Consider the following 24838-nt stretch of genomic DNA (forward strand, 5'->3'; position numbering starts at 1 on the left):
ATTCGTGTTTCTTTCGTGAGTGGTGTATTAAATAAGCAGGCAGGATCAGTTATCTGTGGGAACCGGAAGGGAGCATGCCGGCGCGGCTGATCATCAGGATGTCACTGTATCTGGGAGCAGGTAGACTAACCGAAAAAGGAAAATTGTCAGGGATTTGCTGTTGGTGGAGATGGGGCTTTGGATACGTTTTTTAATCTTTCAAAAATTTTCTGGGCATTGGCTAACCCGGGGAATTTTATTGTTTTGCTTCTTGTTGTTTCAATGTTGTTTAGCTGGAAAAAAATTACTTTCCTGACGGTGCTGAGTCTGATTGTTCTGACCGTCTATCCGGTGGGAAATTTATTATTGCAGCCGTTGGAAAACCGTTTCAGCCAGCCCGGGAAAATACCTGATAATATTGCCGGCGTGATTGTGCTCGGGGGCGGTGAAAATGCTGAACTGAGCAGTATCTGGGGGCAGCCGCAGTTTTCAGAAGGCGCAGACCGGGTGATGACGTTACCGGGCATGCTGAAGCGTTTTCCGGATAAACCTATTATTTTTACCGGCGGTTCCAGTTCGGTGCTGAAGCCGGAATACCGTGGAGCTGATACAGTTAAGGCATGGCTGGAAGAGTTCAGTTTGTCTGAAAATATTATTTATGAGCGACAGTCACGCAATACGTATGAAAATGCGCTCTATTCCGGACAAGTACTGCCTCAGGCAAGCAGTATAGATCAGGGGGATGGCTGGCTGTTAGTGACCTCTGCTTTCCATATGCCGCGTTCTGTCGGTATATACCGCCAGCAGGGCTGGAAGGTCATTCCTTATCCGGTGGATTATTATTCTCAACCGTTCGAGTTTGACAGCGTCAGGTTCGACTTGGCGGATAACCTTGGTAACCTGGGAACGGCAGTGCGTGAATGGATTGGCTTGCTGGCTTATTATGCAACGGGTAAAACCGAAGAATGGTTTCCCGCAGAAGATGTTATGAGCGGGCAAACGCAAGCGTTGAGTATTTAGGTGTTATGTCAGAATTATTAATCCGTCGCCGTGATGTGAACGCGGATGGCGCTGTCTTTAATCAGGTACATCCTCTGCTGGCACGGATTTATGCCAGCCGTGGTCTGTTCGATGCTGACCGGTTAGGGCGGCAGCTTAATCAGTTACAGAATGGTCAGAACATTCGGGGCCTTGATGATGCTGCTCAGCGTTTGGCACAGGCCGTTATGCATCAGCAGAGTATTCTCATTGTTGGGGATTTTGACTGTGACGGTGCCACGAGCACAGCGTTAGGCATGCTGGCGCTGGGGATGATGGGTGCCCGGCGTGTGGATTATCTGGTGCCTAACCGGTTTGAATACGGTTATGGGCTCAGTCCGGAGATTGTGGCGGTTGCGGCGCAGCGCGCGCCGGATCTGATTGTTACCGTGGATAATGGTATTTCCAGTGTTACCGGGGTGACGGCTGCCAATGAGGCCGGAATTGATGTCATCATCACCGATCATCATTTACCCGGCGCAGTCCTTCCGGATGCCTGTGCGATTGTTAATCCTAACCAGCCAGGCTGTGATTTTTCTGAAAAGTCTACCTGCGGTGTCGGCGTAATCTTTTATGTCATGGCGGCATTGCGCCGGTTATTGCAACAGCAGGGCTGGTTCGCGGGACAGAATATCCCCATGCCAAATCTTGGCAGTTTACTGGACCTGGTAGCTCTGGGGACCGTGGCAGATGTGGTGCCGCTGGAAGAGAATAACCGCATTTTGGTGCATCAGGGTTTGCAGCGAATCCGGGCAGGCCAGGCCCGCCCAGGCATTTTGGCCTTGCTGGATATCAGTGGGCGGTCCCGGCATAACCTGGTGGCATCGGATCTGGGATTTGCGCTGGCGCCCCGCCTGAATGCTGCCGGCCGGCTGGATGATATGTCGGTTGGAATTGAATGCTTGCTGTGCAACGACCCCGACCGGGCCCGGGCGCTGGCGGTGCAGCTGGATGAGCTAAACCAGGAACGCCGTGGTATTGAGCAGGAGATGCAGCAACAGGCGCTGACGTTACTGGATAAACTGGAGCTTGATGATGCTGAGTTGCCGTTTGGCGTCTGCCTGTTTCAGGAAGACTGGCATCAGGGGGTGATAGGTATCTTAGCTTCCAGAATTAAAGAGAAGCTCAATCGCCCGGTGGTTGCTTTCGCCGCCGGTGATGACGGTGAGCTGAAAGGTTCAGCCCGTTCTGTGGCCGGGTTTCATATCCGGGACGGACTGGATGCTGTCGCCGCTAAGCATCCCCAGTTACTGAAAAAGTTTGGTGGTCATGCAATGGCGGCGGGAATGACGATCGTCGCGGATCAGCTGGATGCATTTCAGGCCGCCTTTGATGCTGAGGTGCGCCGGCAAATGAGCGCCGAACAGTTACAGCATTCCGTCCTGACTGACGGGGCGCTGAGCGGTCAGGATTTTACGCTTCAGACAGCTGAGCTTCTGAGGGAAGGCGGGCCCTGGGGGCAGCACTTTCCGGAGCCATTGTTTGATGGTGAGTTTTCATTAATTCAGCAGCGTATTGTCGGACAGCGGCACCTTAAAGTGGTGTTAATGGATCCTGAGAGCGGCATTGCGGTGGACGGCATCCACTTTAATGCTGATACTAAATGCTGGCCGGATCAGAGTATTCAGAAAGTGCGGGCAGTATACCGCCTGGATGTGAATGAGTTCCGGGGGCAGCGTAATGTACAGCTGATGATTGATCATCTGTTGCCGCTGGCCTGATGTCTACAAACATACAACAGGGAATATCCGGATGAATGATTTCAGTTTGCAGGAATTAAATACATTGCTGGGCGTTTTTGCCAAAGCCGGTATTCAGGAACAGGCTGCCAGCCCCGAAGAGCTGGATTTGCTGGTGCGTCTTCAGCATGCCCAGGCTGAACGCGACGAGATTGAAAACATGGATTTTGATGATTGTCTTGGCGGTGCCTGTAAGTTGTGAGTCATGGCTGCCAGCAGATGCCGGCAGCACTGCCTGATCATTAAATTTTGAACTGCCCCAGCAGTTTGTGGATATTGTCAGCCAACTGGTTGAGTTGCTCACTGGCGCTGGTAACCTTACTGGCGCCTTTTGTGGTCTGGCCGAATGCCTGATGCATAGTATCCACATTATGGGTGATGGTGCTGACGGTTGAGCTTTGCTGTTCGGTGGCACTGGCTATCTGGGTGTTCATGTCCGCAACACTGAGAATTTCCTGCGTAATTGCACTGAGCGTTGCCCCTGCCTGTTCTGATTCCTGAACACTGATTTCAGCCTGGTTTCTGCCGGTCTGAATAACGGTAACTGTATTGTGAGCCCCGCTTTGAAGTTGTTCAATCATGGCCTGAATTTCTTCTGTTGATTCCTGGGTCCGTTTGGCCAGTACCCTGACTTCATCGGCAACCACGGCAAAGCCACGGCCCTGTTCCCCGGCCCGTGCGGCTTCGATGGCAGCATTCAGGGCAAGAAGGTTGGTCTGATCGGCAATCGAGCGGATAACGTCGAGTATACCGCCAATATTTTCCACATCGCTTTCCAGCGTCTGGATGCTGGTGACGGCTTTATCCACTGATTTGGCCAGATTATGAGTAGCACTGATGCTGGCTTTGACGACTTCCTGCCCGGCCATTGCCTGGTTGCGTACAGCGCTGACTGAGTGTGCCGCTTCTGATGCATTACCGGCGACTTCCTGAACGGTATGGTTCATTTCACGAACCGCCTCAGCCATGTTCTGTGTTTCCTGCTGGTGGGTCGTGATGCTGGTATTGGTCTGTTCAGTGATATCTGCCAGTGAGTGTGAGGCAGTCACCAGTTCATCGCCGTAAACTTTAACCTGTACGACGGTCTGATGAATGCGTTCCACAAAAGTATTGAATGTGGCTGCCAGTACGCCCAGTTCGTCAGATGTTTTAACCGGTAAACGAACAGTGAGGTTACCTTCCCCCTGGGCAATATCCTTCATGGCTGCGGTTGTCTGGTTGAGCGGTCTGATAATGCTGCGGCTTATCAGCAGGCACAGCGCAATGATTATCACCAGTGCGGTGGCCAGAAAAATCAGCCGCTGGCTCAGGATTGAGGTGAACTGCTCATCGATGTCATCGACATAGATACCACTGCCTACCATCCAGCCCCAGGGGGCAAAGCCTTTGACGAAGGACAGCTTGGGTAGCTGATCTTCTGAACCGTCAGGGGCGGCCCAGAAGTAATCTACAAAGCCGGCACCGTCTTTGCGGACCACATCCACAAAGGCTACAAAGAGTAACTTGCCCTGCTTATCTTTGATTGCGGAGGCGTCTTTGCCGTTAAGAGCAGGTTTGATCGGATGCATGATGATCTGTGGCTGGAGATCATTTATCCAGAAGTACTGGTTATCATCGTAACGTAGCTGGCTGATGATCCGGCTGGCTTCCTGCTGTGCCTGGGGTTCGGTCATTTCCTGGTTCTGACTGCGCTGGTAATAGTCACCAAGTATTGCGTGGGCAGTGGTCACCAGCCCCTGAAGGCGGTCTTTCTTGGCGGCCAGCAGGTTCTCTTTCAGCAGGAAAGTATCCTGAATATATACACCGGAAAAAATCAGGATGAGTAAGGCTGGCAGTAGCCATATACGCGTGGAAATGGATATTCGGGAGAGCATGATCACGATCCCCTGTTCTGGTTCATGGCTAAGTTGCACAGGATATTGTCTGGCGGAAACAACACAGTGACATTAATTCGGGTTGTATCACTTGAGCCTAATCAAAAAGTGGCAAAGTTAATCTTATCCATTAGTTGAAGCTCTGAATGGGCAGTTATCCGGTGACAGCAATGTGATTTGTCATCTGTTTGTCATCTGTGAAATTTAAGTTGTGCGACAAACAAAGATGCCAGAGTAGTTTTTATGGGCCTGAGTACGACCTTAAATATTGATTATGAAGAGCAATTGCTGCGCAGCCTGATTGCCGGGGATAATCTGTTTCCGCATTTTCAGCCGATTGTTGATCTGAGAAACGGGGAAACAATCGGGCATGAAGCGCTGATCCGCGGGCCGGAAGGCAGTGTTCTGTATTCACCGGACAGCCTGTTTCAGACCGCTATTCGCTGTGGCCTGTTGCACACCCTTGAACTGAGCTGCCGGCGCCTGTCACTGCAGCGTTTTGCTGAGCTGAACATTGGAGGCAAGCTGTTCCTGAATATCAGTGCTTCCTTACTGGGGACGCCGGAGCATCAGAAAGGTTTAACGGCTGATATGCTGGCCGCGCTGGACATACCTCAGCAGGCAATCGTCATCGAGTTATCTGAACAGCATCCTTTTGATCAGTATGGTCTGACACTTGAGGCGGTTCAGCATTACAGGGGGATGGGATTTAATATCGCCATAGACGATCTTGGCAGCGGCTATTCGGGCCTGAAACTGTGGTCTGAGCTGCAGCCGAATATCGTCAAAATTGATAAACATTTTGTCCATAATGTTGACCGTGAGCCGATCAAACGCCAGTTTGTAAAATCTATCTGCGGCATCGCTAACGGGATCGGTTGCTCAATCATTGCCGAAGGAATTGAAACCCAGTCGGAATTGCTGACGCTGAAGGAGCTGGGTGTAACAATCGGGCAGGGGTTTTATCTGGGGCGGCCCACACAACGTCCTGTGGATGCTCCGCAGGAATATGCCTGGTTGCCGAAACGGCCAAGGGGGGATCTGGACCCTGATATGGCTGAGACTGCCTCTGTGCTGGTTCAGCCGGCACCATCTCTGGCGCAAAGTGACGAATTACAACTGGCCAGCCGTCTGTTCAGGGACAACCCGGCCTATAATGCTTTGGCGGTTTTGGAAGATGGCAGACCTGTGGGGACTATTACCCGCGCGAAGCTGCTGGAGCTGTTTTCGACACAGTATGGCCGGGCGCTGTACGAGCAGAAGCCAGTGTCCGTTATGATGGACGATGCGTTGATCATTGAAAGTGATATGTCACTGGAAAATGTGTCGCAGATGGTCACCGAGCAGGATGCGGTGTATCTGAATCAGGGGTTGGTAATTACCCGGAACGGGTTATATCTGGGGTTGGGAGATGTCCGCGATCTGCTGAAAAAAATTACTGAGTTAAAAATCCGCAATGCCCGTTATGCTAATCCGCTTACCCTGTTGCCGGGTAACGTCCCGATCAGCAGGGAGATTGACAGCTTGCTGAAGCGTACAGATGATTTTCGGGTAGCGTATTTTGATATTAACTATTTCAAACCGTTTAATGATGCTTACGGATACGTAAAAGGTGACTTGCTGATTCAGCAACTGGGCAGCCTGTTAACCCGGTTTGCCAGCGGTGATAATTTTACAGGGCATGTGGGCGGCGATGATTTTGTGGTGGTGTTCCGCTGTGAAGACTGGCTGTCCCGCTGCCAAAGTATCATTGCTGAGTTTGATCTTTCTGTACGTGAATACTATAGCCCGCAGGATCTGGAGCAGGGCGGTGTCTGGTCTCAGGGTCGGTCCGGTGAATCAAGTTTTTTCCCTGTTCTCAGTTTGTCTGTCGGTGTTGTACACCCTGATCCTTACTCATGTCTCAGTTATCATGAGGTTGCAGAGTTGGCCGCACAGGCGAAGAAACAGGCAAAAAAAGCGGATGGCAGTTATGTTTTCGTGTCCCGCCGTCGCAGACTGAGCAGCGCTGAAGGTGAGCTGGCCCGCGTTTAGCTTATTGTGGTTTTACTTATCGGTTTGGCATCCTGTGTTACAGTAACTTCCTGATAATTATTCGGGGTGATCCTATGACCTGGCAGCCAGGCTTTTCACGTGATGATGTTGAAATCATCGCCAGTAAAACCCTATACCGGGGTTTTTTTAAGGTATCTGAGTTGCAGATCCGTCATGCACGGTTTGCCGGTGGGAACATCAGTATTCAGCGGGAGTTGCTGCACCGGGGTGATGCGGTTTGTGTGCTGTTATTTGATCCTCTGCAGAAGGCAGTGGTGCTGATTGAGCAGTTTCGGATCGGCGCGGTGGATAAATCGCCCAGCCCCTGGCTGCTTGAGTTAGTGGCCGGGATGGTCGAGCCGGGTGAAACTGCTCAGGATGTGGCCATCCGGGAGGCAGTTGAGGAAGCAGGTGCTATTATCAAGGATCTGCTGCCGATAACACGTTACTCCCCGAGTGTTGGCGGGTGTGATGAATATGTTGATCTCTTTTGTGCCCGGGTTGATGCTACCACGCTTGGTGGTTTGCACGGGCTGGAAGACGAAGGCGAAGATATTAAAGTACATGTGATACCCTTGGAAGAGGCAGGGGCTCTGGTTGCGCGAGGGGTAATCGATAATGCCGGAACCATTATTGCATTGCAGTGGTTGCAGCTGAATTTAGATAAAGTGCTGCAAACCTGGCGGTAATTTAGTGGCTTTCAGCATTTTATGCCTGATGTTGTCAGATATTTCTGGCGGTGAAGAACAATCAATCAGATAAGCGAATTTATGCGCAGACGTTATATACCGGATATTGTAAAGCAGATGGCTGATTGTGAGGCGAACTACGTGCGTCTCATGCGTTTGCTGCCGGATTTTGATAACTGCGATGAGCGTGAGTTTGAAATTCACTGGCAGGACCAGCACAGCGCGGTCCGTTTACAGGTTGAAGAGCGCTTTACCTATACAACCACGGTACGGGTCAGCCATTTGCTTGCGCATGACTGGCTGAAAGCACCCTGTTTGCTGGTAAGAATGTACCATGACGCCCGTGCGGCTGAAGTTATCTGTATTGTCCGGGGGAAGCAGTTGCGTGGTGTTTATCAGTATCCGAATATGGATATGCGCCACCCTGATGAAAAAGCACAATTAAATCAGTACCTTGGTGAATGGCTTAACCACTGCCTGAATCATGGTCATGTAACCGAAGCCGTATTTTCTTTTGATTAATCCAACCGTAAAACTGGTGCAGGTGACGGACTGTCATTTGCAGAATGATCCCTCACAACTGTATCGGCACCAGGATGTCGAAACTCAGTTAGATCAGTTGCTTACTCATCTTAACAGTACCTTGCCGGAAGAAACGCTGTTGTTGCTAACGGGCGATATCGTCCACCATGGTGGGGCTGATGCATACCGGCGTCTGACGGTTAAGCTGGAGTCAGTGCCTTTTGATACTGCCTGGATTCCCGGGAACCATGATGATACTGCTTTGATGCAAGCCTGCGGTGAACGTCTGAACCGCCGGGTAATACAAGCCCGGGACTGGTGTCTGATCCTGCTGAACAGTACCTCGGAACCGGATGGGCGGGGCAGTGGAGCATTGGGACAGACAGAGCTGGCCTTTTTGCGGCAAACGCTCGATGAATACAGTCATAAGCACTGTCTGATCGTTCTGCATCATAATCCTGTATCCGTTGAGAGTGGCTGGCAGGATCCGATAATGCTGGCGGATGCGGATCAGTTCTGGGAGCTGTTAAAAGATTACAGGCAGGTGCGGGGTATCATCTGCGGCCATGTCCATCAGGAGTGGCGATGGCAGTATCAGGGAGTGGATGTGATGAGTTGCCCGGCGTCTTCTGTACAGTTCAAAAAGCGCTGTGATGAGATGACTCTGGAGGATATGCCCGCGTTGCAGGCACCTGCTTACCGGTTACTAGAGTTATCTGAACGCGGTGAAATTATCAGCCAGGTTAAACGCTTTAACCTGGCTGATGATCAGAATATATCGTCGGTCTGACTTTCACCACCTGCAGCCTGGCCAGGGCCGGTTGCAACTTCAGTCGGTACTTTATCCGCCGGGAATATTTCAAACACCGCATTTTCCTGCCCCGGGTAGGCAAGTAAGCCTGTCTCCGGATCGATGCGACGGGAAATGATGCCGTCCGGTTTCGTGACGGCTTCGTCAGGGCTGTTTGCCAGGGCTACTTCCATGAAATCGATCCAGATTGGCAGTGCTGCACTGCCACCGAACTCCCGGCGTCCCAGTGTGGATGGCTGATCAAAGCCAACCCAGGCGGTGGCAACTACGTCTTTATTAAAGCCAGAGAACCAGGCGTCTTTCTGATCGTTAGTGGTGCCTGTTTTGCCGGCAAGATCCGTCCGCTTCAGGCTAAGGGCCCGGCGGCCGGTACCATGGGTTATCACATCCTGCATGATGTCATAGATCATATAGGCAGCCTGTGGCTCCATAATTTGCGCAGCAATCGGCAATTGTGAGATTTTACTCCCGGAAAGCTGTAGCTTATCGGTGTCGTCACCGGCGGCGGTTGCGGCTTCCTGAACGGTGCTCAGATCAATTGCTTCGATACTGCTCGGAATGCTGCTGGACGGCTGAGAATATTCGCAGCCCGGGCAGACTGTAGCAGGCTGTGCCTGATAGAGGGTTTTACCGGCGGCATTTTCCATCCGGTTTATGAAATAAGGTGTGATTTTGTACCCCTGATTTGCCAGGCCGGCGTAACCGGTCACCAGTTCCAGTGGAGTCACGTCGGCGCTGCCCAGTGACAGAGACAGGTTTTGTGGAATACGTGTTTTATCAAAACCGAAGCCGGTCAGGTAATCCGTTGCTGTATCGATACCAATCGAACGTAAAATCCGTATGGATACCAGGTTGCGTGAGCGATACAGGGCTTCACGAAGGCGGGTGGGACCATAGAATTTTTTACTGTAATTTTCCGGACGCCAGCTGGCTTCGAGGTCATTATCGTTCAGGACAACCGGGGCGTCATTGATGGTGGTCGCGGGCGTAAAGCCCTGCTCCAGCGCAGAAGCATAGATAAACGGTTTAAAGTTAGAGCCAGGCTGGCGTAATGCCTGGGTTGCGCGGTTAAACTTGTTATGCACAAAGTTAAAGCCGCCAACCAGTGCGTTCAGTGCACCGTCTTTCGGTGCCAGTGCTACAAATGCTCCCTGTACATGGGGGATCTGAGTCAGGTGCCAGGTGTTTTCTTCTTCACCCGGTATTACCCGCACCATGTCACCAACAGTCAGAATGTCGGTGGCCTGCTTTGGTGCCGCACCCATTCGGTTCGGCCCTTTATAGGCTTTTGCCCAGCTTAAGTTTTCCCAGTCCAGGGCAATATCTTCACCGGACCGTAAACGGGCAGTCGCGCTTTGCTCACCAACTTCAGTAATAACTGCCGGTAAAAGGCTGCCATATACGGTCTGTTTCTTGAAGAATGCTTTCAGCCCTTCTTCAGTAAGGTCTTCGGTGGTTGCTTCCGGTCCGAAATACCCATGGCGTTCAGTGTAAGCAAGCAGACCTTTTTCAAGGGCTTTGTTGGCGGCGACCTGCATTGAGCTGTCTAAAGTTGTGTAGACCTTCAGGCCATCGGTATACAGTGCATCCTGGAAATGCTCATACAGGCGGTTACGAACCATTTCGGCCACGTATGGCGCGTAGAGTTCGATCTGAGTGCCGTGATATTCAGCGGTGACCGGAGCCGAAACTGCTTCTTCATAGGCCTGGTCATCGATAAAGCTCAGCGAGTGCATGCGCTTCAGAATCCAGTTGCGGCGCTCCAGTGCCCGGGTCGGATTAGTAATGGGGTTGTAGGCTGAAGGGGCTTTGGGTAAGCCGGCAATCATGGCGTATTGGGCAACACTGAGTTCATCAATGTTTTTGCCGTAGTAAATATTCGCAGCAGCCTGGATCCCGTAAGACCGGTGTCCCAGATAGATTTTATTTATATAGAGCTCGAATATCTGTTCTTTACTTAGCTCCTGCTCAATCCGGAGCGACAGGAGAATCTCATTGAATTTACGGACAAAGGAACGTTCCCGGGTCAGGAAATAGTTTTTGGCAACCTGCATGGTGATCGTACTGCCACCACTTTTTATCTTGCCGCTGCTGGCAAGTTGGTAAGCGGCACGGGCAAGTCCTTTCACGTCAATACCGAAATGATTGAAGAAATTGCGGTCCTCGGCAGCAAGCAGAGCATTTATGAAGGTTTGCGGGACCTGATCAAAACTGATGGGGGTACGGCGTTTTTCGCCAAACTCAGCGATCAGTTTTTCATCTGCCGAGTAAATGCGTAACGGCGTTTGCAGTTTGACGTCTTTCAGGGTCTGTACGTCCGGCAATTTTGGTGCGTAATGGTAGTAGGCACCGCCAAATACTGCTAAACCCAGGATCATTCCTACAAGAGATAATGTCAGGCCGATTTTTAATATAAGTTTCATTAATATCTTTTTATTGTGATTTTAAAGAAAGTTCGCTTGCTGCCGAGTTATTATATCTGTATCTAAGTAATGGTCACTAGTGAAACAACGTTGAAATTTATATATATTTAAGATCAGAACTATATTTTATCTCAAGCTGGCTGTTTTAAAGGATTACTTATTGTGTTGAGCTTTCTGAAAAAGCAGGAAAAGGGCTGGGTAGGTGTTGATATAGGGACATCATCAGTGAAAATGGTTGCACTGTCTAAACGGGGAGACGACCTGCGGGTTGATGCGTATGCAATTTCTCCCCTTCCTGCGACCGCTGTTATCGATAACAGTATTCAGGATGTCGGCCTTGTTTCAGAAGTGATTGAACGCGGCCTGAAAATCTGCAATAAGCCGCTTCAGCAGGCAGTGACTGCAGTACCTTCTTCAGCGGTTATTTCTAAAACCATTGAGTTGAGTGATTCCTTTACAGAGTTTGACCTGGAAGAACAGGTTAAGATTGAGGCTGACCGTTTTATTCCTTACCCCCTCGATGAAGTGGCACTGGACTTTGAAGTCCTGGGCCCGTCGCCTTCCAATGCCGGCCTGAACGAAGTGTTGTTGGTTGCCTGCCGAAGTAACGATGTTGAAAAACGTGAAGATGCGATTAACGGAGCTGACCTGAATTGCCAGGTTGTTGATGTTGACAGTTTCTGTATTGAGCGGGTGTATCCTCTGCTGGTACTGGATGGTGCCGATGATCAGGCACTGGTTGGTCTTGTTGATATTGGTGCAGCAACCCTGACGCTGAATGTGTTCAGGAATAATCAGATTGTTTATAACCGGGAGCAGGCTTTTGGCGGTAATGATTTGAATCATCTGCTGCAGCAACAGACAGGACTTGTACCTGCGGATATAGAACATCAGTTACGTAACGGTGAGTTAAGTGATGAACTGATGGAAACGGTTGTGCTGCCGTTCCGCAGCACAATCAGCCAGCAAATTTCCCGTGCGTTGCAGTTTTTTTATTCATCAGGCGCTCATAACCAGTTGACTAAGCTATGTTTACAGGGTGGCGGTGTAACAATTGATGGTTTGGCTGATATTGTTGCAGAGGAGGTTGGCGTGCCGACCGAACTGGCCAATCCGTTTGCCGGGATGGATGTGGACTCGAAAATAAACCCTGCCAGGCTGGCGTATGATGCGCCGTCACTGGTAAAAGCCTGTGGTATGTCGCTGCGAAGCTTCGAGCACTGATTAATAGGACGACGAATGGCAAAAATAAACCTCAGGGCCTGGCGGGAAGAAAAAGCTGCCCAGCGACAGAAACAGTTCATGGTGAATGTGTTGTCGAGTGCGTTTCTGGCCGTGGCGGTTGTGCTGCTGATAGGGTTTTATTTTGATTTTCAGACGGATCGTCAACGGATAAGAAATAACTATCTGAACAGTGAAATTGCCCAGCTGGATGTACAGCTAGCTGAGATTAAAGAACTGAATATCAAACGGGCACGTCTGACTGACCGTTTAAAAGCCATTCAGGATTTACAGTCCAGCCGACCACTGATTGTCCGCAATTTTGATGAGTTGGTCAGAGTTCAGCCAGATGGTGTGTTGTATTTGTCTCTTACGAGGCGTGGTGATGAGATTACTCTTGATGGCAGAGCACAGAAAAGTGCCGATGTTTCATCTCTGATGCGCCAGATTTATGCCAGTGTGTGGTTTGGTGAACCTAATCTGACGAAGGTTGCAAATGCGGACAGTATGAAACAGTTCAATCTGACCGTGCCTGTTTTGAAACCGTCCCTGGGTGAGGCGAACTGATATGAGTATGGATAAACTGGCGAACAGTTTTAAAGGCTTTGATCCGGATAACCTTGATTTCAGTCAGGCGGGGAACTGGCCGGTTGGTGTCAAGGTTATCTGTTATCTGCTTGTATTTTCTGCGGTGGTGGCCGGCGGTGTTTATCTGCATATTTCAGATGCGGAAAAACGTTTGAATAATGAGATTTCTGCTGAAACAGGCTTGAAACAGCAGGTGCAGGCTAAAGCCGGGCAGGTGGCGAATCTGGCTGCGCTGAGAAAACAGATGGCGGATGTTCAGGGGCAGTTTACTGAACTTCTGAAGCAGTTGCCTACAGAGAAAGAAGTGCCGGGCTTACTTGAGGATATTTCTGAAATAGGCCGTTCCAGCGGGCTGGATATACAGGTGATCCAGCTGGCGGCAGAGCAAAAGAGTAAGTTTTATATTGAATTACCTATTAATATTCAGGTAACCGGGGCCTATCACCAGTTAGGTCAGTTCGTGAGTGGTGTCGCGGCACTGTCGCGAATCGTAACCTTACATGATTACAAAATTGTTCCGGGCAATGGTTCGTTATCAATGAATATCAGTGCAAAGACTTACCGTTATGATGACAGTAATTAAGTATTTAAAGGGCGTTTTCATTATCGCGCTGACGTTTATGATGACCGCCTGTGTCTGGGTCGAAGACCCGGATGATTTGCGTCAGTTTGTTCAGCAGGTTCGGCAGGCTAAGGCTCCGCCGATTAAGCCTTTACCGGAGTTTAAGCCTTACCATAGTTTTGTATATGAAGGCGCAAGCCTGCGTGATCCGTTTCAGAGTCTGGTTCAGATAAACGACACCAGTCATGAGTCAAAAGACGTTGCTATTGTAGATAATGGTTTAAGGCCTGATTCTGATCGCCCTAAATCCTATCTGGAAGAGTTTTCCCTGGATTCTCTGAAGATGGTGGGAACGATCGGTATGAGCAATAAACGCTGGGCGCTGATTAAAGATAATGAAGGCGAAGTCCACCGTGTCAGTAATGGTGATTATATGGGGCTTGATTACGGTCAGGTAATGACAGTGAGTAACGGGTTTATTGAACTGAAAGAGATCGTGCCGAATGGCCGCGGTGGATGGATGACCCGACAGCGCAGCATAGTAATGGATGAAGAATGATGATTTTACAGCAGCAGTTTTATCGGTTCAGTGCCGCATTATATGCTTCGAAAAATGTATTTTGCTATATGGCTAAAGTTATCAGTACATTGTTCTTTGTATGTGTTACGCAGTTATCACTGGCTGCTGATGCGCAGTTATTAAAGTCATCATTTGTTAGCCTGCCAAATGATAAACTGGAAATGCGGTTTGATTTTGATGTACCACCTGCCGTCCCTAAAGCGTATCTGACGAACAGCCCTGCCCGGTTAGTGCTGGATCTGTGGGGAGTGGAGAACAGTCAGGATATACGTACCCTGGATATAGAGAACGGTAAGGTACGCAGTGTGAATTTTGCTCAGGTGCCTGGGCGTTTGAGGGTAGTGATGAATCTCTATGAAGCCACTGCTTACGATACTTACGCTGATGGTAACAGTTTATTTGTCGTTGTGGGTGATCAGAGTAAACAGGATGCTAAAGTGGCATCTAACGGCAAAAGTACTGTCACAGAAACGGATGCTTCCGGTAACACTGATCCGAGTAAAGAGCAGCGTACCCGTGTTCAGGGAGTAGATTTTGAACGAACACCGGAAGGTGGTGGCCGGGTGGTGATCACCCTTTCTGATAACACTGCGGGTGTGGATATTGTTGAAGAAGGCAATAACATCGTTGTGAATCTGGTGGGCGTTGCTCTGTCGCAGGCGTTGCAACAACGGGTTGATGTTCAGGATTTTGCTACGCCTGTTATGTTTATTGATTCTATGGCGAGCGGTGAGAATACCAGTATCTTAGTGAAACCCTCCGCTGAGCCTTATGATTATCTGGCGTACCAGACAAATAACCACTTATGGATCGAGCTGAAACCCTTAACCGCAGCAGCACTGGAAGAGCGTGAAGAACGTTTTCCATACTCCGGTGAGCGCATTGACCTTGATTTTCAGAATGTGGAAGTCCGCTCGGTGCTGCAAATTCTCGCTGAAGTTGCGGAAAAAAATCTGGTGGTTAGCGATCAGGTTGGAGGGAATATCACGTTGCGGTTAAAGAATGTGCCCTGGGATCAGGCACTGGACCTGATTTTGAGTACCAATAAGCTGGATAAGCGCGAACTGGGTAATGTTCTGCTGATCGGTACAGCCGCTGAAATCGCTGAACGGGAACGGCTGGAGCTTGAAAGTAGCAAGCAGGTTGAAGAGCTGGCCCCTTTGCGGACAGAGTTTATTCAGGTGGATTTCCGTAAAGCGTCTGATATGGTCGCCAGACTGACAGATGCCCGTCTGATTTCGGAGCGGGGATTTATTCTGGCGGATGATGAAACCAATACGCTGATGATTCGTGAAACCAGTAAAGGTTTGACCGAGGTGCGTAAAACCCTGAGCCGTTTTGATATAGAGGTTGCTCAGGTCTTAATCGAAGCCCGGCTGGTTACCGCGAATACTGATGTGACAAAAGACCTGGGTGTTAAATGGGGTGCAGGCTACAGTAATGGCTCTGACTTTACACTGGGCAGTACCATTGCCGATGTGGCCAGCCCGGGAGGCGCGGTTCCTTCTGGTTTGCTGGTGGATCTGGGGGCAAATGTGACCAATGCTTCTACCATCGCAATCGGATATAAACCCGGATCAAGTTCTTTGCTGCAGTTAGAGCTGTCTGCACTGGAATCCGATGAGCGCGTGGATGTGATTTCGCAGCCAAAGATTGTTACTACGAATGGAAAAAGGGCATTGATTGAATCCGGTTCAGAAATACCGTTCCAGACGGTTGATGACGGTGATATATCGGTTGAGTTTAAAGATGTTGTATTATCCTTAGAAGTCACCCCGCGGATAAATCCGGGGGATCGGATTGCAATGGATTTAGTCGTCAAAAAAGACTCAATCGGTGATCTTCTTCCAAACGGTGAGATCAGTATCGTTAATAATGAACTGGAAACTTCAGTGGTTGTACCTGATGGGCAAACGATAGTGCTTGGCGGTGTTTTTGAGAATACCAAGCAGAATACGGTTAACAAAACTCCGTTGTTAGGGGACCTTCCGGTAGTAGGTGCCTTGTTCAGGAATAAGAATTCTAAAAATACCAAGCAGGAGTTATTGATCTTTATAACGCCCAAGCTGGTCCGGGAATCTTTATCAGTCAGGTAGTATATATGCCGCAGTTTGATATCAAACTGCGGTGTTTTTTGTAATGGATAGGTTAATTTGAATATTTTTTTAGTCGGTCCCATGGGGGCAGGTAAGAGTACGATTGGTCGCCTGCTTTCTCAGGAACTGAAGTTAGATTTTGTTGATTCAGATCGGGTGATAGAAGAGCGTGCCGGGGCAGACATTCCCTGGATCTTTGACGTGGAAGGTGAAGAAGGCTTTCGGCAGCGTGAAGTCAATGTGATTGACCAGCTCACCACTCAGGATGGTCAGGTTTTAGCTACCGGTGGTGGCGTAGTTCTTCGAGAAGAGAACCGGGCCTGTCTTCAGGGGCGCGGGACAGTCGTTTACCTGACGACATCTATTGAACAGCAACTGGAACGGACTTCCCGGGATAAAAACCGTCCGCTGTTGCAGCAGCCTGATCCGGAAGACGTTCTGACGAAGCTGATGACGCAGCGACACCCGCTTTATACACAGGTTGCCGATTTTTCGGTTGTAACTGACCGACGTAATCCCCGCTCTGTAGTGACTGAAATTGTTGAGCTTTTGCAGCAACAGAAAATTCTTAAATAGTGATTGTATAAATATGACTCAGCAGACACTTAATGTTGATTTAGGTGACCGTTCGTATCCGATTTTTGTGGGCAAAGATTTATTTCAGCCGCACATGCTGAAACCGTATATTCGTGGCAATCAGGTATTGATTGTCAGTAATACGACAGTTGCGCCACTTTATCTGAAAGCACTGAAAGCGGCATTGCCGGATATTCAGATTAATGAAGTGATTTTGCCGGATGGTGAGGAATATAAAAGCCTGACACATCTGAATGCTATCTATGATGAGTTGCTTCTGCAGAAGCACAACCGAACGACCACGCTGATTGCGCTTGGTGGCGGTGTTGTGGGTGATATGACCGGCTATGCCGCGGCATCCTATCAGCGGGGGGTTAATTTTATTCAGGTGCCAACAACTCTGCTCTCTCAGGTTGATTCTTCGGTCGGCGGAAAAACCGGTGTAAATCACCCTATGGGCAAGAACATGATTGGTGCTTTCCATCAGCCGCAAGTTGTTTTAGCCAGTGTTGATGCACTGGAAACATTACCTGACCGGGAATTATCTGCCGGTCTGGCGGAGGTGGTTAAGTATGGATTTATCTATGATGAAGCCTTTCTTTGCTGGTTGGAAGATAACATGGTGGACCTGGTTGCCCGGGACAGCGCAAAGCTGAGCCAGGCAATTTATCGCTCATGTGAGATTAAGGCTGAAGTCGTTGCACAGGATGAGCGTGAAGGCGGTATCCGTGCGATATTAAACCTTGGTCACACTTTTGGTCATGCCATTGAAGCTAAGCAGGGATACGGCAACTGGCTACATGGTGAAGCCGTGGCTGCCGGCACAATGATGGCGGCAGACCTTTCCTGTCGTATGGGGTGGCTGACCCAAGATGATGTGAAGCGTGTTGAGAATATATTGGTGGCTGCGAACTTACCGGTTAAGCCGCCACAGGATATGTCTGCTGCTGATTTTATTGATCTGATGTCGGTAGACAAAAAGGTACTGGACGGGCAGTTGCGCCTGGTGTTGCTTAAATCTCTGGGTGAAGCAGTGGTAACAGCAGATTTTCCCGCTGAGCTGTTACAAGAAACGTTAACCGCCGATACCTATTGTTAATAAAAGGCTCATTCATCGATCATGGCGCAAACTCCGATAAATCAACAGGCACTGGCTGCGGCTTTTGATTCTGCTCAGCAGCGTAAGTCATTTTACTTTGAGCCGGCTTCCCGGGTGCAAATGGTTGATAAACTTGAGCATCTCAGTCGCTTCAGTGATTTTTTACTAGTTGTGACGGGGGAAGCGGGCGCCGGTAAATCAATGCTGCTGGAGCAGCTAAAAGTACCTGAAACAGATACCACGCTTTGCGCCAGTATCCTGCGTTGCGACCAGCCGGTTAATGTTTCAGTGCTGCTGCGCAGTCTGGCCAAGCAGCTGCCGGTAGACATTCCTGAACAGGCAGATAACCGCAAGCTTCTCGCGCTGATCTATGAAGCCTGTAATGTGTTATCTGCGCAGGGGATGCAATGGCTGGTGATGGTTGATGATGCTGAAAAGCTGGGCAAAGATGCACTGGAATTTCTGCTGCATCTGTTAACAGATACAGCGGCATTATCTGCTAAACCCCATGTGATTCTTTTTGGCTTACCGGAACTGATGACCCGCTTGCAGCAGGATCACAGTATTGATCAGTTAGACGGTCAGACTCATCATCAGAATCTGGAGCCTTTCACTGAAGACGAAGCACGCAGTTATATCATTCAGCGGTATAAAGCCGCACAGTCGCTTTCTGAAGATCAGTTACGTCAGCTATTCATTATTTCCGGCGGTTTGCCCGGTGGCCTGAATCAGGCGGTGGAAAATCTGTTTCGCGCCGGAGAAATCAGTCAGGAGAAAGTCTCCCGTGGCCTGCCCCGTGTGCATCTGGTCAGTATTGCGGCAGTTCTGATCGGTGTGCTGTTAATTTCATTGTGGCAGTACTGGCCGGAAGAACAGCAGAGTGATGATGTGCGTGAACGGGTCCAGTTGGAACTGCCGGTGACGCCGGCGGAGAAGGAAGCGGCGACGATAGCAATTGCAGAAGAGCCGGCGACCCGAAAAATATTGCCTATCCCTTCACTGGAGCCTGAATTGGCGACCGAAAAGGCGAAAGAAGCAAATGCCAAAGCAGAAGCTGCTTCAGGCAGTAAGCCGGTGACACCGGTTGCAGTTGCTGAAGCGAAGAACGATCCAGCTACCGAAAGTAAAGATGAAGGGCAAAGCGTAGCACCGGCGGCTGCGGCAAAACCTGAGCCACAAACGTCGCTGAAAACTGTTACTAAAGCAGAGCTGGAGTCCGAGTCTCAGGCGGTTAAAAATACTCAGGTAGCGGTGGTGAAAACTGCTGAAAAGAAACCTGTGCCAAAACCGGCAGCTGTAACGGCAACGGCAAAGCCTGCTGAAGTAGCCGCTGCGGTAACCGCTAAACCGGAAAAAGCTGTGACTAAACCTGTGGCGAAAGCACAAGCTCAGGAAACGGCTAAACCTGCGGTTAACGTGGCGGCTGCTAAACCATCAGTTAAAGAAAAGCCTGTCGCTAAGCCTGCAATAAAGCCCGCAGCTAAGCCTGCTGAAAAATCCTCAGTGCAGCGGCTTTCCGTCAGTGAGCAGGCTTTACTTGAATGGCCGACATCAGGCTATACCCTGCAGGTGTTAGGGGCGGGCCTGAAGAAAAGTGCTGATGACTTTATCCGGGGCCAGAAAGAACCACAGAAGTTTTACCTTTTCCGGACCACTTATAAGGGAAATCCGTGGTATGTGGTTGTCTATGGGCAGTATAAGAGTCGTCAGTCCGCATCTGCCGCCAGTAAGTCACTTCCTGATGATCTGCGTAAGTTGCAGCCATGGGCCAGATCCATTCAGGGTATTCAGTCAGAAATAAAAAAATAGGGCTTCACTGAGTGAAGCCCTGAAGAAAAGGACAAACAAGGAGAGAAATGACGTGTGGCCTGACGTTCGTTCTGGGCTAGCCGGTGTTTCGTGTAAACTGAAATCTCAGTGAATATCACTGTTGCTAAACTTCAGGCCTTGGTCACTTGCAATACCAATATATCCCCGCCTTCTGAAATCAAACTGAAAAATCAGTCGTATCTAAACTGTAATCCTCACGAGTCTGACGCGAAGAGGAAAGCGGCCTTCACTGATGTTGTTATTCTCAACCCGTGTATGACCAGTGTCGTATTGTGCGCTCGCACAATACGGTTGCAAAATGTAAAGGCAGTGAGGGCTTTTGTGTTTTGTTGATGCTTTTATGCTGACTGGTGAAATCTGCTAATGCTTAGGGTGAAAAATCATCACGAAAGAAGATAAAAGTGCGTTTTTGTGTGCTTTTTATCACTATCTGAAGGGTGTTTTTCAGAACTGAGCAGGTTTACAGATTTTCCTGTTTCCTAAAGGAAACTTTTGGGTATTTTTAGTGTATTTGTATATTTAATGCTCAATGGCAGAGTAAAAATCTATAAAAATACCTGTAACAAAAATATCCTCTGAATTGTGTATAATTTGTCCTTCCGGGGCTTGGTGTGTAGAATGGCCCTCCCTTTGAAGAGGATGAAGCCACCTTTTGGGTGCGAAGGACGGCGATAATATATTGATAAGAAAGAATTTTTGGTGGGATAACTTATGAGCAACAGTCTATATCGCCCAGGTGAATTTAAAGATAACTGCGGGTTCGGGCTTATGGCCCACATGCAGGGTGAGGCAAGCCACGACTTGCTGCAAAAGGCGATTGAGGCCCTTGCCTGTATGACACACCGTGGTGGCATTGCAGCAGACGGTAAGACCGGTGACGGTTGTGGTTTGCTGATGCAAAAACCTGATGCCTTTTTACGTGCGGCGGCGCACAAAGAATTATCAGCAGAGCTAACTGAAGAGTATGCCGTCGGGATGATTTTTCTCTCCCGGGATCCGGTAAAAGCACAGGCCGCCCGAAAAATTATGAATAAGGCGCTGGAAGATCAGGGCCTTGGTGTTGCCGGCTGGCGTATCGTGCCAACTGATGATGCCTGTCTGGGAACAATAGCCAAAGATACCCTGCCTCAGATCGAACAGGTATTTGTGACCACAGATAAGCCTCAGCGTGAGTTTGCGGTTAGCCTGTACGTTGCCCGTCGTAAAGCTGAAATTGCGTTAAGCGCGGATGAAGATTTCTATATCTGTAGCCTGTCAGATAAAGTTATTTCTTATAAAGGTCTGATGATGCCGGTGGATCTGCCGGTGTTTTATACTGACCTTGGCGATCCGGAGCTGGCGACAGCTATCTGTACTTACCATCAGCGTTTCTCTACCAACACCGCGCCGCGCTGGCCCCTGGCCCAGCCATTCCGCCTGTTGGCACATAACGGTGAAATCAACACCATTGAAGGTAACCGTAACTGGGCCCGTGCCCGTTCAGATAAGTTCGCTACCGAACTGTTACCGAACATCAGCGAATTACAGCCGATTGTAAACACTACAGGATCAGACTCTTCCAGCATGGATAATATGCTGGAGTTCCTGTTAATCGGGGGTATGAATCTTTACCGTGCAGCCCGTATGATCGTGCCGCCGGCGTGGCAGAATCTGGATACTATGGATGCTGAGCTGCGCGCTTTTTACGATTACAACTCCATGCATATGGAGCCGTGGGATGGCCCGGCCGGTATGGTACTGACTGATGGCCGTTTCGCCGTCTGTATGCTGGACCGTAATGGTCTGCGTCCGTCCCGCTGGGTAATGACCAAAGACGGTTTTATCTGTACAGCTTCAGAAATCGGTGTGTTCGAATATCAACCGGAAGATGTGGTTGCACAGGGCCGTGTCGGACCGGGACAAATACTGTCCATCGATACTGAAACCGGTGAAGTCCTGCATACTGCGGATGTCGATGATCGCCTGAAAAAAGCTCAGCCGTATAAACAGTGGATGCGGGAACATTCCCTGCCGCTGGAACAGACCATGAACCTGACTGAAGAATCACAGTCATTCCGTGAAATGAGTGCGGAAGAAGTTAAGGTTCACATGAAAATGTTCCACGTCACTTTCGAGGAACGTGATCAGGTGTTGCGTCCGCTGGGCGAAACCGGCATGGAAGCAGTCGGCTCAATGGGTGACGATAAGCCAATGGCGGTACTGTCCTCGCAGGTGCGCTCGCCGTATGACTATTTCCGCCAGCAGTTCGCCCAGGTAACGAACCCGCCAATCGATCCGTTACGTGAATCCATCGTGATGTCGCTGGATACCTGTATCGGTTCTGAGCGTAACGTGTTTTCTGAATCGCCGGAATATGCCCGCCGGGTAATGCTGACGACACCTGTGTTGTCAGCCAGTAAGTTCCTGCGTTTGAAGAATAATCAGTTGGATGGCTTTGATGTCGCTCAGATCGACCTGAACTATGATCCGGCTACAACCAGCCTAGAAGACGCAGTGATTGCTGTTTGTGATCAGGCAGAAGCCTTTGCCCGTGACGGTAAAGTGATCATCATCCTGTCGGATGCGGCTATCCGTCAGGGTAAGCTGCCGATTCATGCCTCTATGGCAACAGGTGCCGTGCACCACCGCCTGATCAATAAAGGCCTGCGTCCGGATGTAAACCTGATCGTTGAATCCGGTACGGTCCGTGATCCGCACCATTTCGCGGTGCTGTTCGGGTTCGGCGCAACGGCTGTGTATCCGTATCTGGCATACCGTGCCCTGACGGATCTGTGCAATACCGGCGAACTGCCGATGGACTGGCTGGACAGCCACGAAAACTACCGCAAAGGCATCAATAAGGGCCTGATGAAAATCATGTCCAAGATGGGTATCTCAACGATTGCCTCTTATCGTGGTGCCCAGCTGTTCGAAGCCGTTGGCGTCAGCTCGCCGGTGGTTGATCTGTGCTTTACCGGTGTCACCAGTCGTATTGAAGGCGCTGATTTTACAGACTTCCAGAAGGATCAGGCTGAGCTGGCTAAAGATGCCTGGGTTGCCCGTAAACGTATTCGTCAGGGTGGTTTACTGAAGTATGTTCACGGTGGCGAATATCACGCCTATAACCCGGATGTGATTCAGTCCATTCATAAAGCAGTTCGCACTGGCGAAGGTGATGATTATCAGGTCTATGCAGACCTGGTGAACAAGCGCGGTGTCGCCACTATCCGTGACCTGATGGCGCTGAAATCCAGCGCCAAAGCCATCGACATTTCTGAAGTGGAGCCGGCAGAAGAAATCTTCAAACGCTTTGACTCTGCCGCGATGTCATTAGGTGCGCTGTCACCTGAAGCCCATGAATGTCTGGCAATGGCCATGAATGAATTGGGTGGCCGTTCAAACTCCGGTGAGGGTGGTGAAGATCCGGCCCGTCATGGCACGAATCGTCGTTCCAAGATTAAGCAGGTTGCTTCTGGCCGTTTCGGTGTGACACCGGAGTATCTGGTGAATGCCGAAGTTATGCAGATCAAGGTCGCTCAGGGCGCTAAGCCGGGCGAGGGTGGTCAGCTGCCGGGTGGTAAGGTTAACCAACTGATTGCCCGGTTACGGTATTCGGTACCGGGGGTGACGCTGATTTCGCCGCCGCCGCACCATGATATCTATTCAATTGAAGATCTGGCGCAGCTGATTTTCGACCTTAAGCAGGTCAATCCGGACGGTCTGGTATCCGTGAAGCTGGTATCCCGTCCGGGCGTCGGCACGATTGCCTGTGGTGTTGCCAAGGCTTATGCCGATCTGATTACCATCTCAGGCTATGACGGCGGTACCGCTGCAAGCCCGCTGACTTCGGTACACTATGCCGGTTCTCCGTGGGAGCTGGGTCTGGCGGATGCTCACCAGTCACTGCGCGGTAACCACCTGCGGGGCAAGGTGCGCCTGCAGACAGACGGTGGTCTGAAGACCGGTCTGGACGTGGTTAAAGCGGCGATCCTCGGTGCCGAAAGTTTTGGTTTCGGCACGATGCCGATGGTGGCTGTGGGTTGTAAGTACCTACGTATCTGTCATTTGAATAACTGTGCCACCGGTGTGGCAACCCAGAATGACCAGCTGCGGGAAAATCACTATCGCGGCACTGTGGAAATGGTGAAGAACTACTTCCGTTTCGTGGCAGAAGAAACCCGTCAGTGGATGGCCTCGGTGGGCGTGCGTTCAATGGAACAGCTGGTTGGCCGGGTCGATCTGCTGGAAGTCATTGAAGGCAGTACCGCTAAACACGGTAAGCTGAATTTACAGCCGTTACTGAGCGATGCGGGTATTCCGGCTGAAATGCCGCAGACCTGTCAGGTTGGTCATAACGACCCTTACGATCTGGCGGATCTGAATACCAAAATGCTGGCGCTGGCTGAGCAGGCTATCGCAGACAAGAGTGGCGGTGAATATGAATTAACCATCACTAACTGTGACCGGTCTGTCGGTGCCCGTACCTCCGGGGCAATCGCCAAAGCACACGGTAACCTGGGTATGCAGGATAAACCGGTACGCTTTAACTTTACCGGTCATGCCGGTCAGAGTTTCGGTGTCTGGAATGCCGGTGGTCAGGAACTGTATCTGCAGGGCGATGCCAACGACTACGTCGGTAAAGGCATGGCCGGCGGTAAGATTGTGATTCGCCAGCCGGATACGGTTGAGTATGCCAGCAATGAAACCACCATTATCGGCAACACCTGTCTGTACGGCGCAACCGGCGGAACCCTGTATGCAGCGGGCTGCGCCGGTGAGCGTTTTGCGGTGCGTAACTCAGGTGTTCACGCCGTCATTGAAGGCGCGGGTGATCACTGCTGCGAATATATGACCGGCGGTCTGGTAACGGTTCTGGGTCAGGTGGGCTGTAACTTCGGTGCCGGTATGACCGGTGGCTTTGCCTATGTGCTGGATATGGATAACACCTTTGTGGATAAGTACAACCATGAACTGGTTGAAATTCACCGGGTAGCGCCGCAGCACATGGAAGAATACAAGAACCACCTGCGTTCCGTGATTATGGGTTACATTGACGCGACTGACAGTGCATGGGCAACCCATATTGTTGAGAACTTCGATGATTACATCGGCCGCTTCTGGTTGGTGAAGCCTAAGGCCGCAAGCCTTGGGGCTCTGTTGAACCACATGCGTTCACGACCAGAGTAATAACGAAGCCA

18 protein-coding genes are annotated in these 24838 nt (G+C 50.2%); 16 read left to right on the top strand and 2 right to left on the bottom strand.

Annotated elements, in window-relative coordinates:
• Positions 1 to 177: 177 nt before the first annotated feature.
• From PCI15_RS03025 to PCI15_RS03035, 3 genes are read left to right on the top strand one after another with little or no spacing between them, the layout of a single operon-like run.
• Complete coding sequence (locus PCI15_RS03025; RefSeq protein WP_271272891.1) at positions 178 to 999, top strand: YdcF family protein; 822 nt, start codon at positions 178 to 180, stop codon at positions 997 to 999.
• Between the two features lie 5 nt (positions 1000 to 1004).
• On the top strand, positions 1005 to 2738 hold the full coding sequence (gene recJ, locus PCI15_RS03030) for a single-stranded-DNA-specific exonuclease RecJ (RefSeq protein WP_271272892.1): 1734 nt from the start codon (positions 1005 to 1007) through the stop codon (positions 2736 to 2738).
• Between the two features lie 31 nt (positions 2739 to 2769).
• Positions 2770 to 2958 carry a hypothetical protein gene (locus tag PCI15_RS03035; protein ID WP_271272893.1) on the top strand — a complete coding sequence of 63 codons (189 nt, stop codon included), beginning with the start codon at positions 2770 to 2772 and terminating at the stop codon, positions 2956 to 2958.
• A gap of 40 nt (positions 2959 to 2998) precedes the next feature.
• Here PCI15_RS03035 and PCI15_RS03040 read toward each other — a convergent pair whose 3' ends face one another.
• Entirely contained in the window at positions 2999 to 4630 is a 1632-nt protein-coding gene (locus PCI15_RS03040) for a methyl-accepting chemotaxis protein (RefSeq protein ID WP_271272894.1), read from the bottom strand.
• A gap of 243 nt (positions 4631 to 4873) precedes the next feature.
• On the opposite strand from PCI15_RS03040, the gene PCI15_RS03045 reads away from it, so the two are divergent.
• From PCI15_RS03045 to PCI15_RS03060, 4 genes are all read left to right on the top strand, one after another.
• Positions 4874 to 6664: an EAL domain-containing protein gene (locus PCI15_RS03045; RefSeq protein ID WP_271272895.1), complete on the top strand. Its 1791-nt coding sequence runs from the start codon at positions 4874 to 4876 to the stop codon at positions 6662 to 6664.
• A 74-nt stretch (positions 6665 to 6738) separates the two neighbouring features.
• Complete coding sequence (locus PCI15_RS03050; RefSeq protein ID WP_271272896.1) at positions 6739 to 7353, top strand: NUDIX domain-containing protein; 615 nt, start codon at positions 6739 to 6741, stop codon at positions 7351 to 7353.
• 81 nt (positions 7354 to 7434) lie between these two features.
• Positions 7435 to 7875: a DUF1249 domain-containing protein gene (locus tag PCI15_RS03055; protein ID WP_271272897.1), complete on the top strand. Its 441-nt coding sequence runs from the start codon at positions 7435 to 7437 to the stop codon at positions 7873 to 7875.
• Positions 7868 to 8665, top strand: coding sequence for a metallophosphoesterase (locus PCI15_RS03060; RefSeq protein WP_271272898.1), 798 nt, complete (start codon positions 7868 to 7870; stop codon positions 8663 to 8665). Before PCI15_RS03055 ends, PCI15_RS03060 begins: the two co-directional genes overlap by 8 nt.
• On the opposite strand, the gene PCI15_RS03065 is transcribed toward PCI15_RS03060, so the two are convergent.
• A complete protein-coding gene (locus PCI15_RS03065; protein ID WP_271272899.1) occupies positions 8644 to 11109 on the bottom strand; it encodes a penicillin-binding protein 1A in 2466 nt (821 codons plus the stop codon). The genes PCI15_RS03060 and PCI15_RS03065 overlap by 22 nt on opposite strands.
• 162 nt (positions 11110 to 11271) lie before the next feature.
• On the opposite strand from PCI15_RS03065, the gene pilM reads away from it, so the two are divergent.
• The 9 genes from pilM (at position 11272) to gltB (ending at position 24827) form a co-directional block, all read left to right on the top strand.
• On the top strand, positions 11272 to 12333 hold the full coding sequence (pilM, locus tag PCI15_RS03070) for a type IV pilus assembly protein PilM (RefSeq protein WP_271272900.1): 1062 nt from the start codon (positions 11272 to 11274) through the stop codon (positions 12331 to 12333).
• A gap of 15 nt (positions 12334 to 12348) precedes the next feature.
• Positions 12349 to 12897 carry a PilN domain-containing protein gene (locus tag PCI15_RS03075; protein ID WP_271272901.1) on the top strand — a complete coding sequence of 183 codons (549 nt, stop codon included), beginning with the start codon at positions 12349 to 12351 and terminating at the stop codon, positions 12895 to 12897.
• 1 nt (position 12898) lies between these two features.
• Positions 12899 to 13501 carry a type IV pilus inner membrane component PilO gene (locus tag PCI15_RS03080; RefSeq protein WP_271272902.1) on the top strand — a complete coding sequence of 201 codons (603 nt, stop codon included), beginning with the start codon at positions 12899 to 12901 and terminating at the stop codon, positions 13499 to 13501.
• Complete coding sequence (locus tag PCI15_RS03085) at positions 13485 to 14039, top strand: pilus assembly protein PilP (protein ID WP_271272903.1); 555 nt, start codon at positions 13485 to 13487, stop codon at positions 14037 to 14039. Before PCI15_RS03080 ends, PCI15_RS03085 begins: the two co-directional genes overlap by 17 nt.
• A gap of 68 nt (positions 14040 to 14107) precedes the next feature.
• A complete protein-coding gene (locus PCI15_RS03090; RefSeq protein ID WP_271272904.1) occupies positions 14108 to 16156 on the top strand; it encodes a type IV pilus secretin PilQ in 2049 nt (682 codons plus the stop codon).
• 57 nt (positions 16157 to 16213) lie between these two features.
• Complete coding sequence (gene aroK / locus PCI15_RS03095) at positions 16214 to 16732, top strand: shikimate kinase AroK (protein ID WP_271272905.1); 519 nt, start codon at positions 16214 to 16216, stop codon at positions 16730 to 16732.
• Positions 16733 to 16745: 13 nt separating this feature from the next.
• Positions 16746 to 17831, top strand: coding sequence for a 3-dehydroquinate synthase (aroB, locus tag PCI15_RS03100; RefSeq protein ID WP_271272906.1), 1086 nt, complete (start codon positions 16746 to 16748; stop codon positions 17829 to 17831).
• 21 nt (positions 17832 to 17852) lie between these two features.
• Complete coding sequence (locus tag PCI15_RS03105; protein WP_271272907.1) at positions 17853 to 19640, top strand: AAA family ATPase; 1788 nt, start codon at positions 17853 to 17855, stop codon at positions 19638 to 19640.
• A gap of 732 nt (positions 19641 to 20372) precedes the next feature.
• Positions 20373 to 24827 (top strand): glutamate synthase large subunit, encoded by a 4455-nt coding sequence (gltB, locus tag PCI15_RS03110; protein WP_271272908.1) that lies wholly within the window; start codon positions 20373 to 20375, stop codon positions 24825 to 24827.
• Positions 24828 to 24838: the final 11 nt, after the last annotated feature.

The sequence above is a fragment of the Aliamphritea hakodatensis genome, from assembly GCF_024347195.1.
Taxonomy (GTDB): domain Bacteria; phylum Pseudomonadota; class Gammaproteobacteria; order Pseudomonadales; family Balneatricaceae; genus Amphritea; species Amphritea hakodatensis.

What these genes read in the sequence shown, in the direction of transcription:
- recJ (WP_271272892.1), top strand. Translation starts at nt 1,005, where the DNA reads ATGTCAGAATTATTAATCCGTCGCCGTGATGTGAACGCGGATGGCGCT.
- PCI15_RS03035 (WP_271272893.1), top strand. Translation starts at nt 2,770, where the DNA reads ATGAATGATTTCAGTTTGCAGGAATTAAATACATTGCTGGGCGTTTTT.
- PCI15_RS03040 (WP_271272894.1), bottom strand. Translation starts at nt 4,630, where the DNA reads ATGCTCTCCCGAATATCCATTTCCACGCGTATATGGCTACTGCCAGCC.
- PCI15_RS03045 (WP_271272895.1), top strand. Translation starts at nt 4,874, where the DNA reads ATGGGCCTGAGTACGACCTTAAATATTGATTATGAAGAGCAATTGCTG.
- PCI15_RS03050 (WP_271272896.1), top strand. Translation starts at nt 6,739, where the DNA reads ATGACCTGGCAGCCAGGCTTTTCACGTGATGATGTTGAAATCATCGCC.
- PCI15_RS03055 (WP_271272897.1), top strand. Translation starts at nt 7,435, where the DNA reads ATGCGCAGACGTTATATACCGGATATTGTAAAGCAGATGGCTGATTGT.
- PCI15_RS03065 (WP_271272899.1), bottom strand. Translation starts at nt 11,109, where the DNA reads ATGAAACTTATATTAAAAATCGGCCTGACATTATCTCTTGTAGGAATG.
- PCI15_RS03075 (WP_271272901.1), top strand. Translation starts at nt 12,349, where the DNA reads ATGGCAAAAATAAACCTCAGGGCCTGGCGGGAAGAAAAAGCTGCCCAG.
- PCI15_RS03080 (WP_271272902.1), top strand. Translation starts at nt 12,899, where the DNA reads ATGAGTATGGATAAACTGGCGAACAGTTTTAAAGGCTTTGATCCGGAT.
- PCI15_RS03085 (WP_271272903.1), top strand. Translation starts at nt 13,485, where the DNA reads ATGATGACAGTAATTAAGTATTTAAAGGGCGTTTTCATTATCGCGCTG.
- PCI15_RS03090 (WP_271272904.1), top strand. Translation starts at nt 14,108, where the DNA reads ATGGCTAAAGTTATCAGTACATTGTTCTTTGTATGTGTTACGCAGTTA.
- aroB (WP_271272906.1), top strand. Translation starts at nt 16,746, where the DNA reads ATGACTCAGCAGACACTTAATGTTGATTTAGGTGACCGTTCGTATCCG.
- PCI15_RS03105 (WP_271272907.1), top strand. Translation starts at nt 17,853, where the DNA reads ATGGCGCAAACTCCGATAAATCAACAGGCACTGGCTGCGGCTTTTGAT.
- gltB (WP_271272908.1), top strand. Translation starts at nt 20,373, where the DNA reads ATGAGCAACAGTCTATATCGCCCAGGTGAATTTAAAGATAACTGCGGG.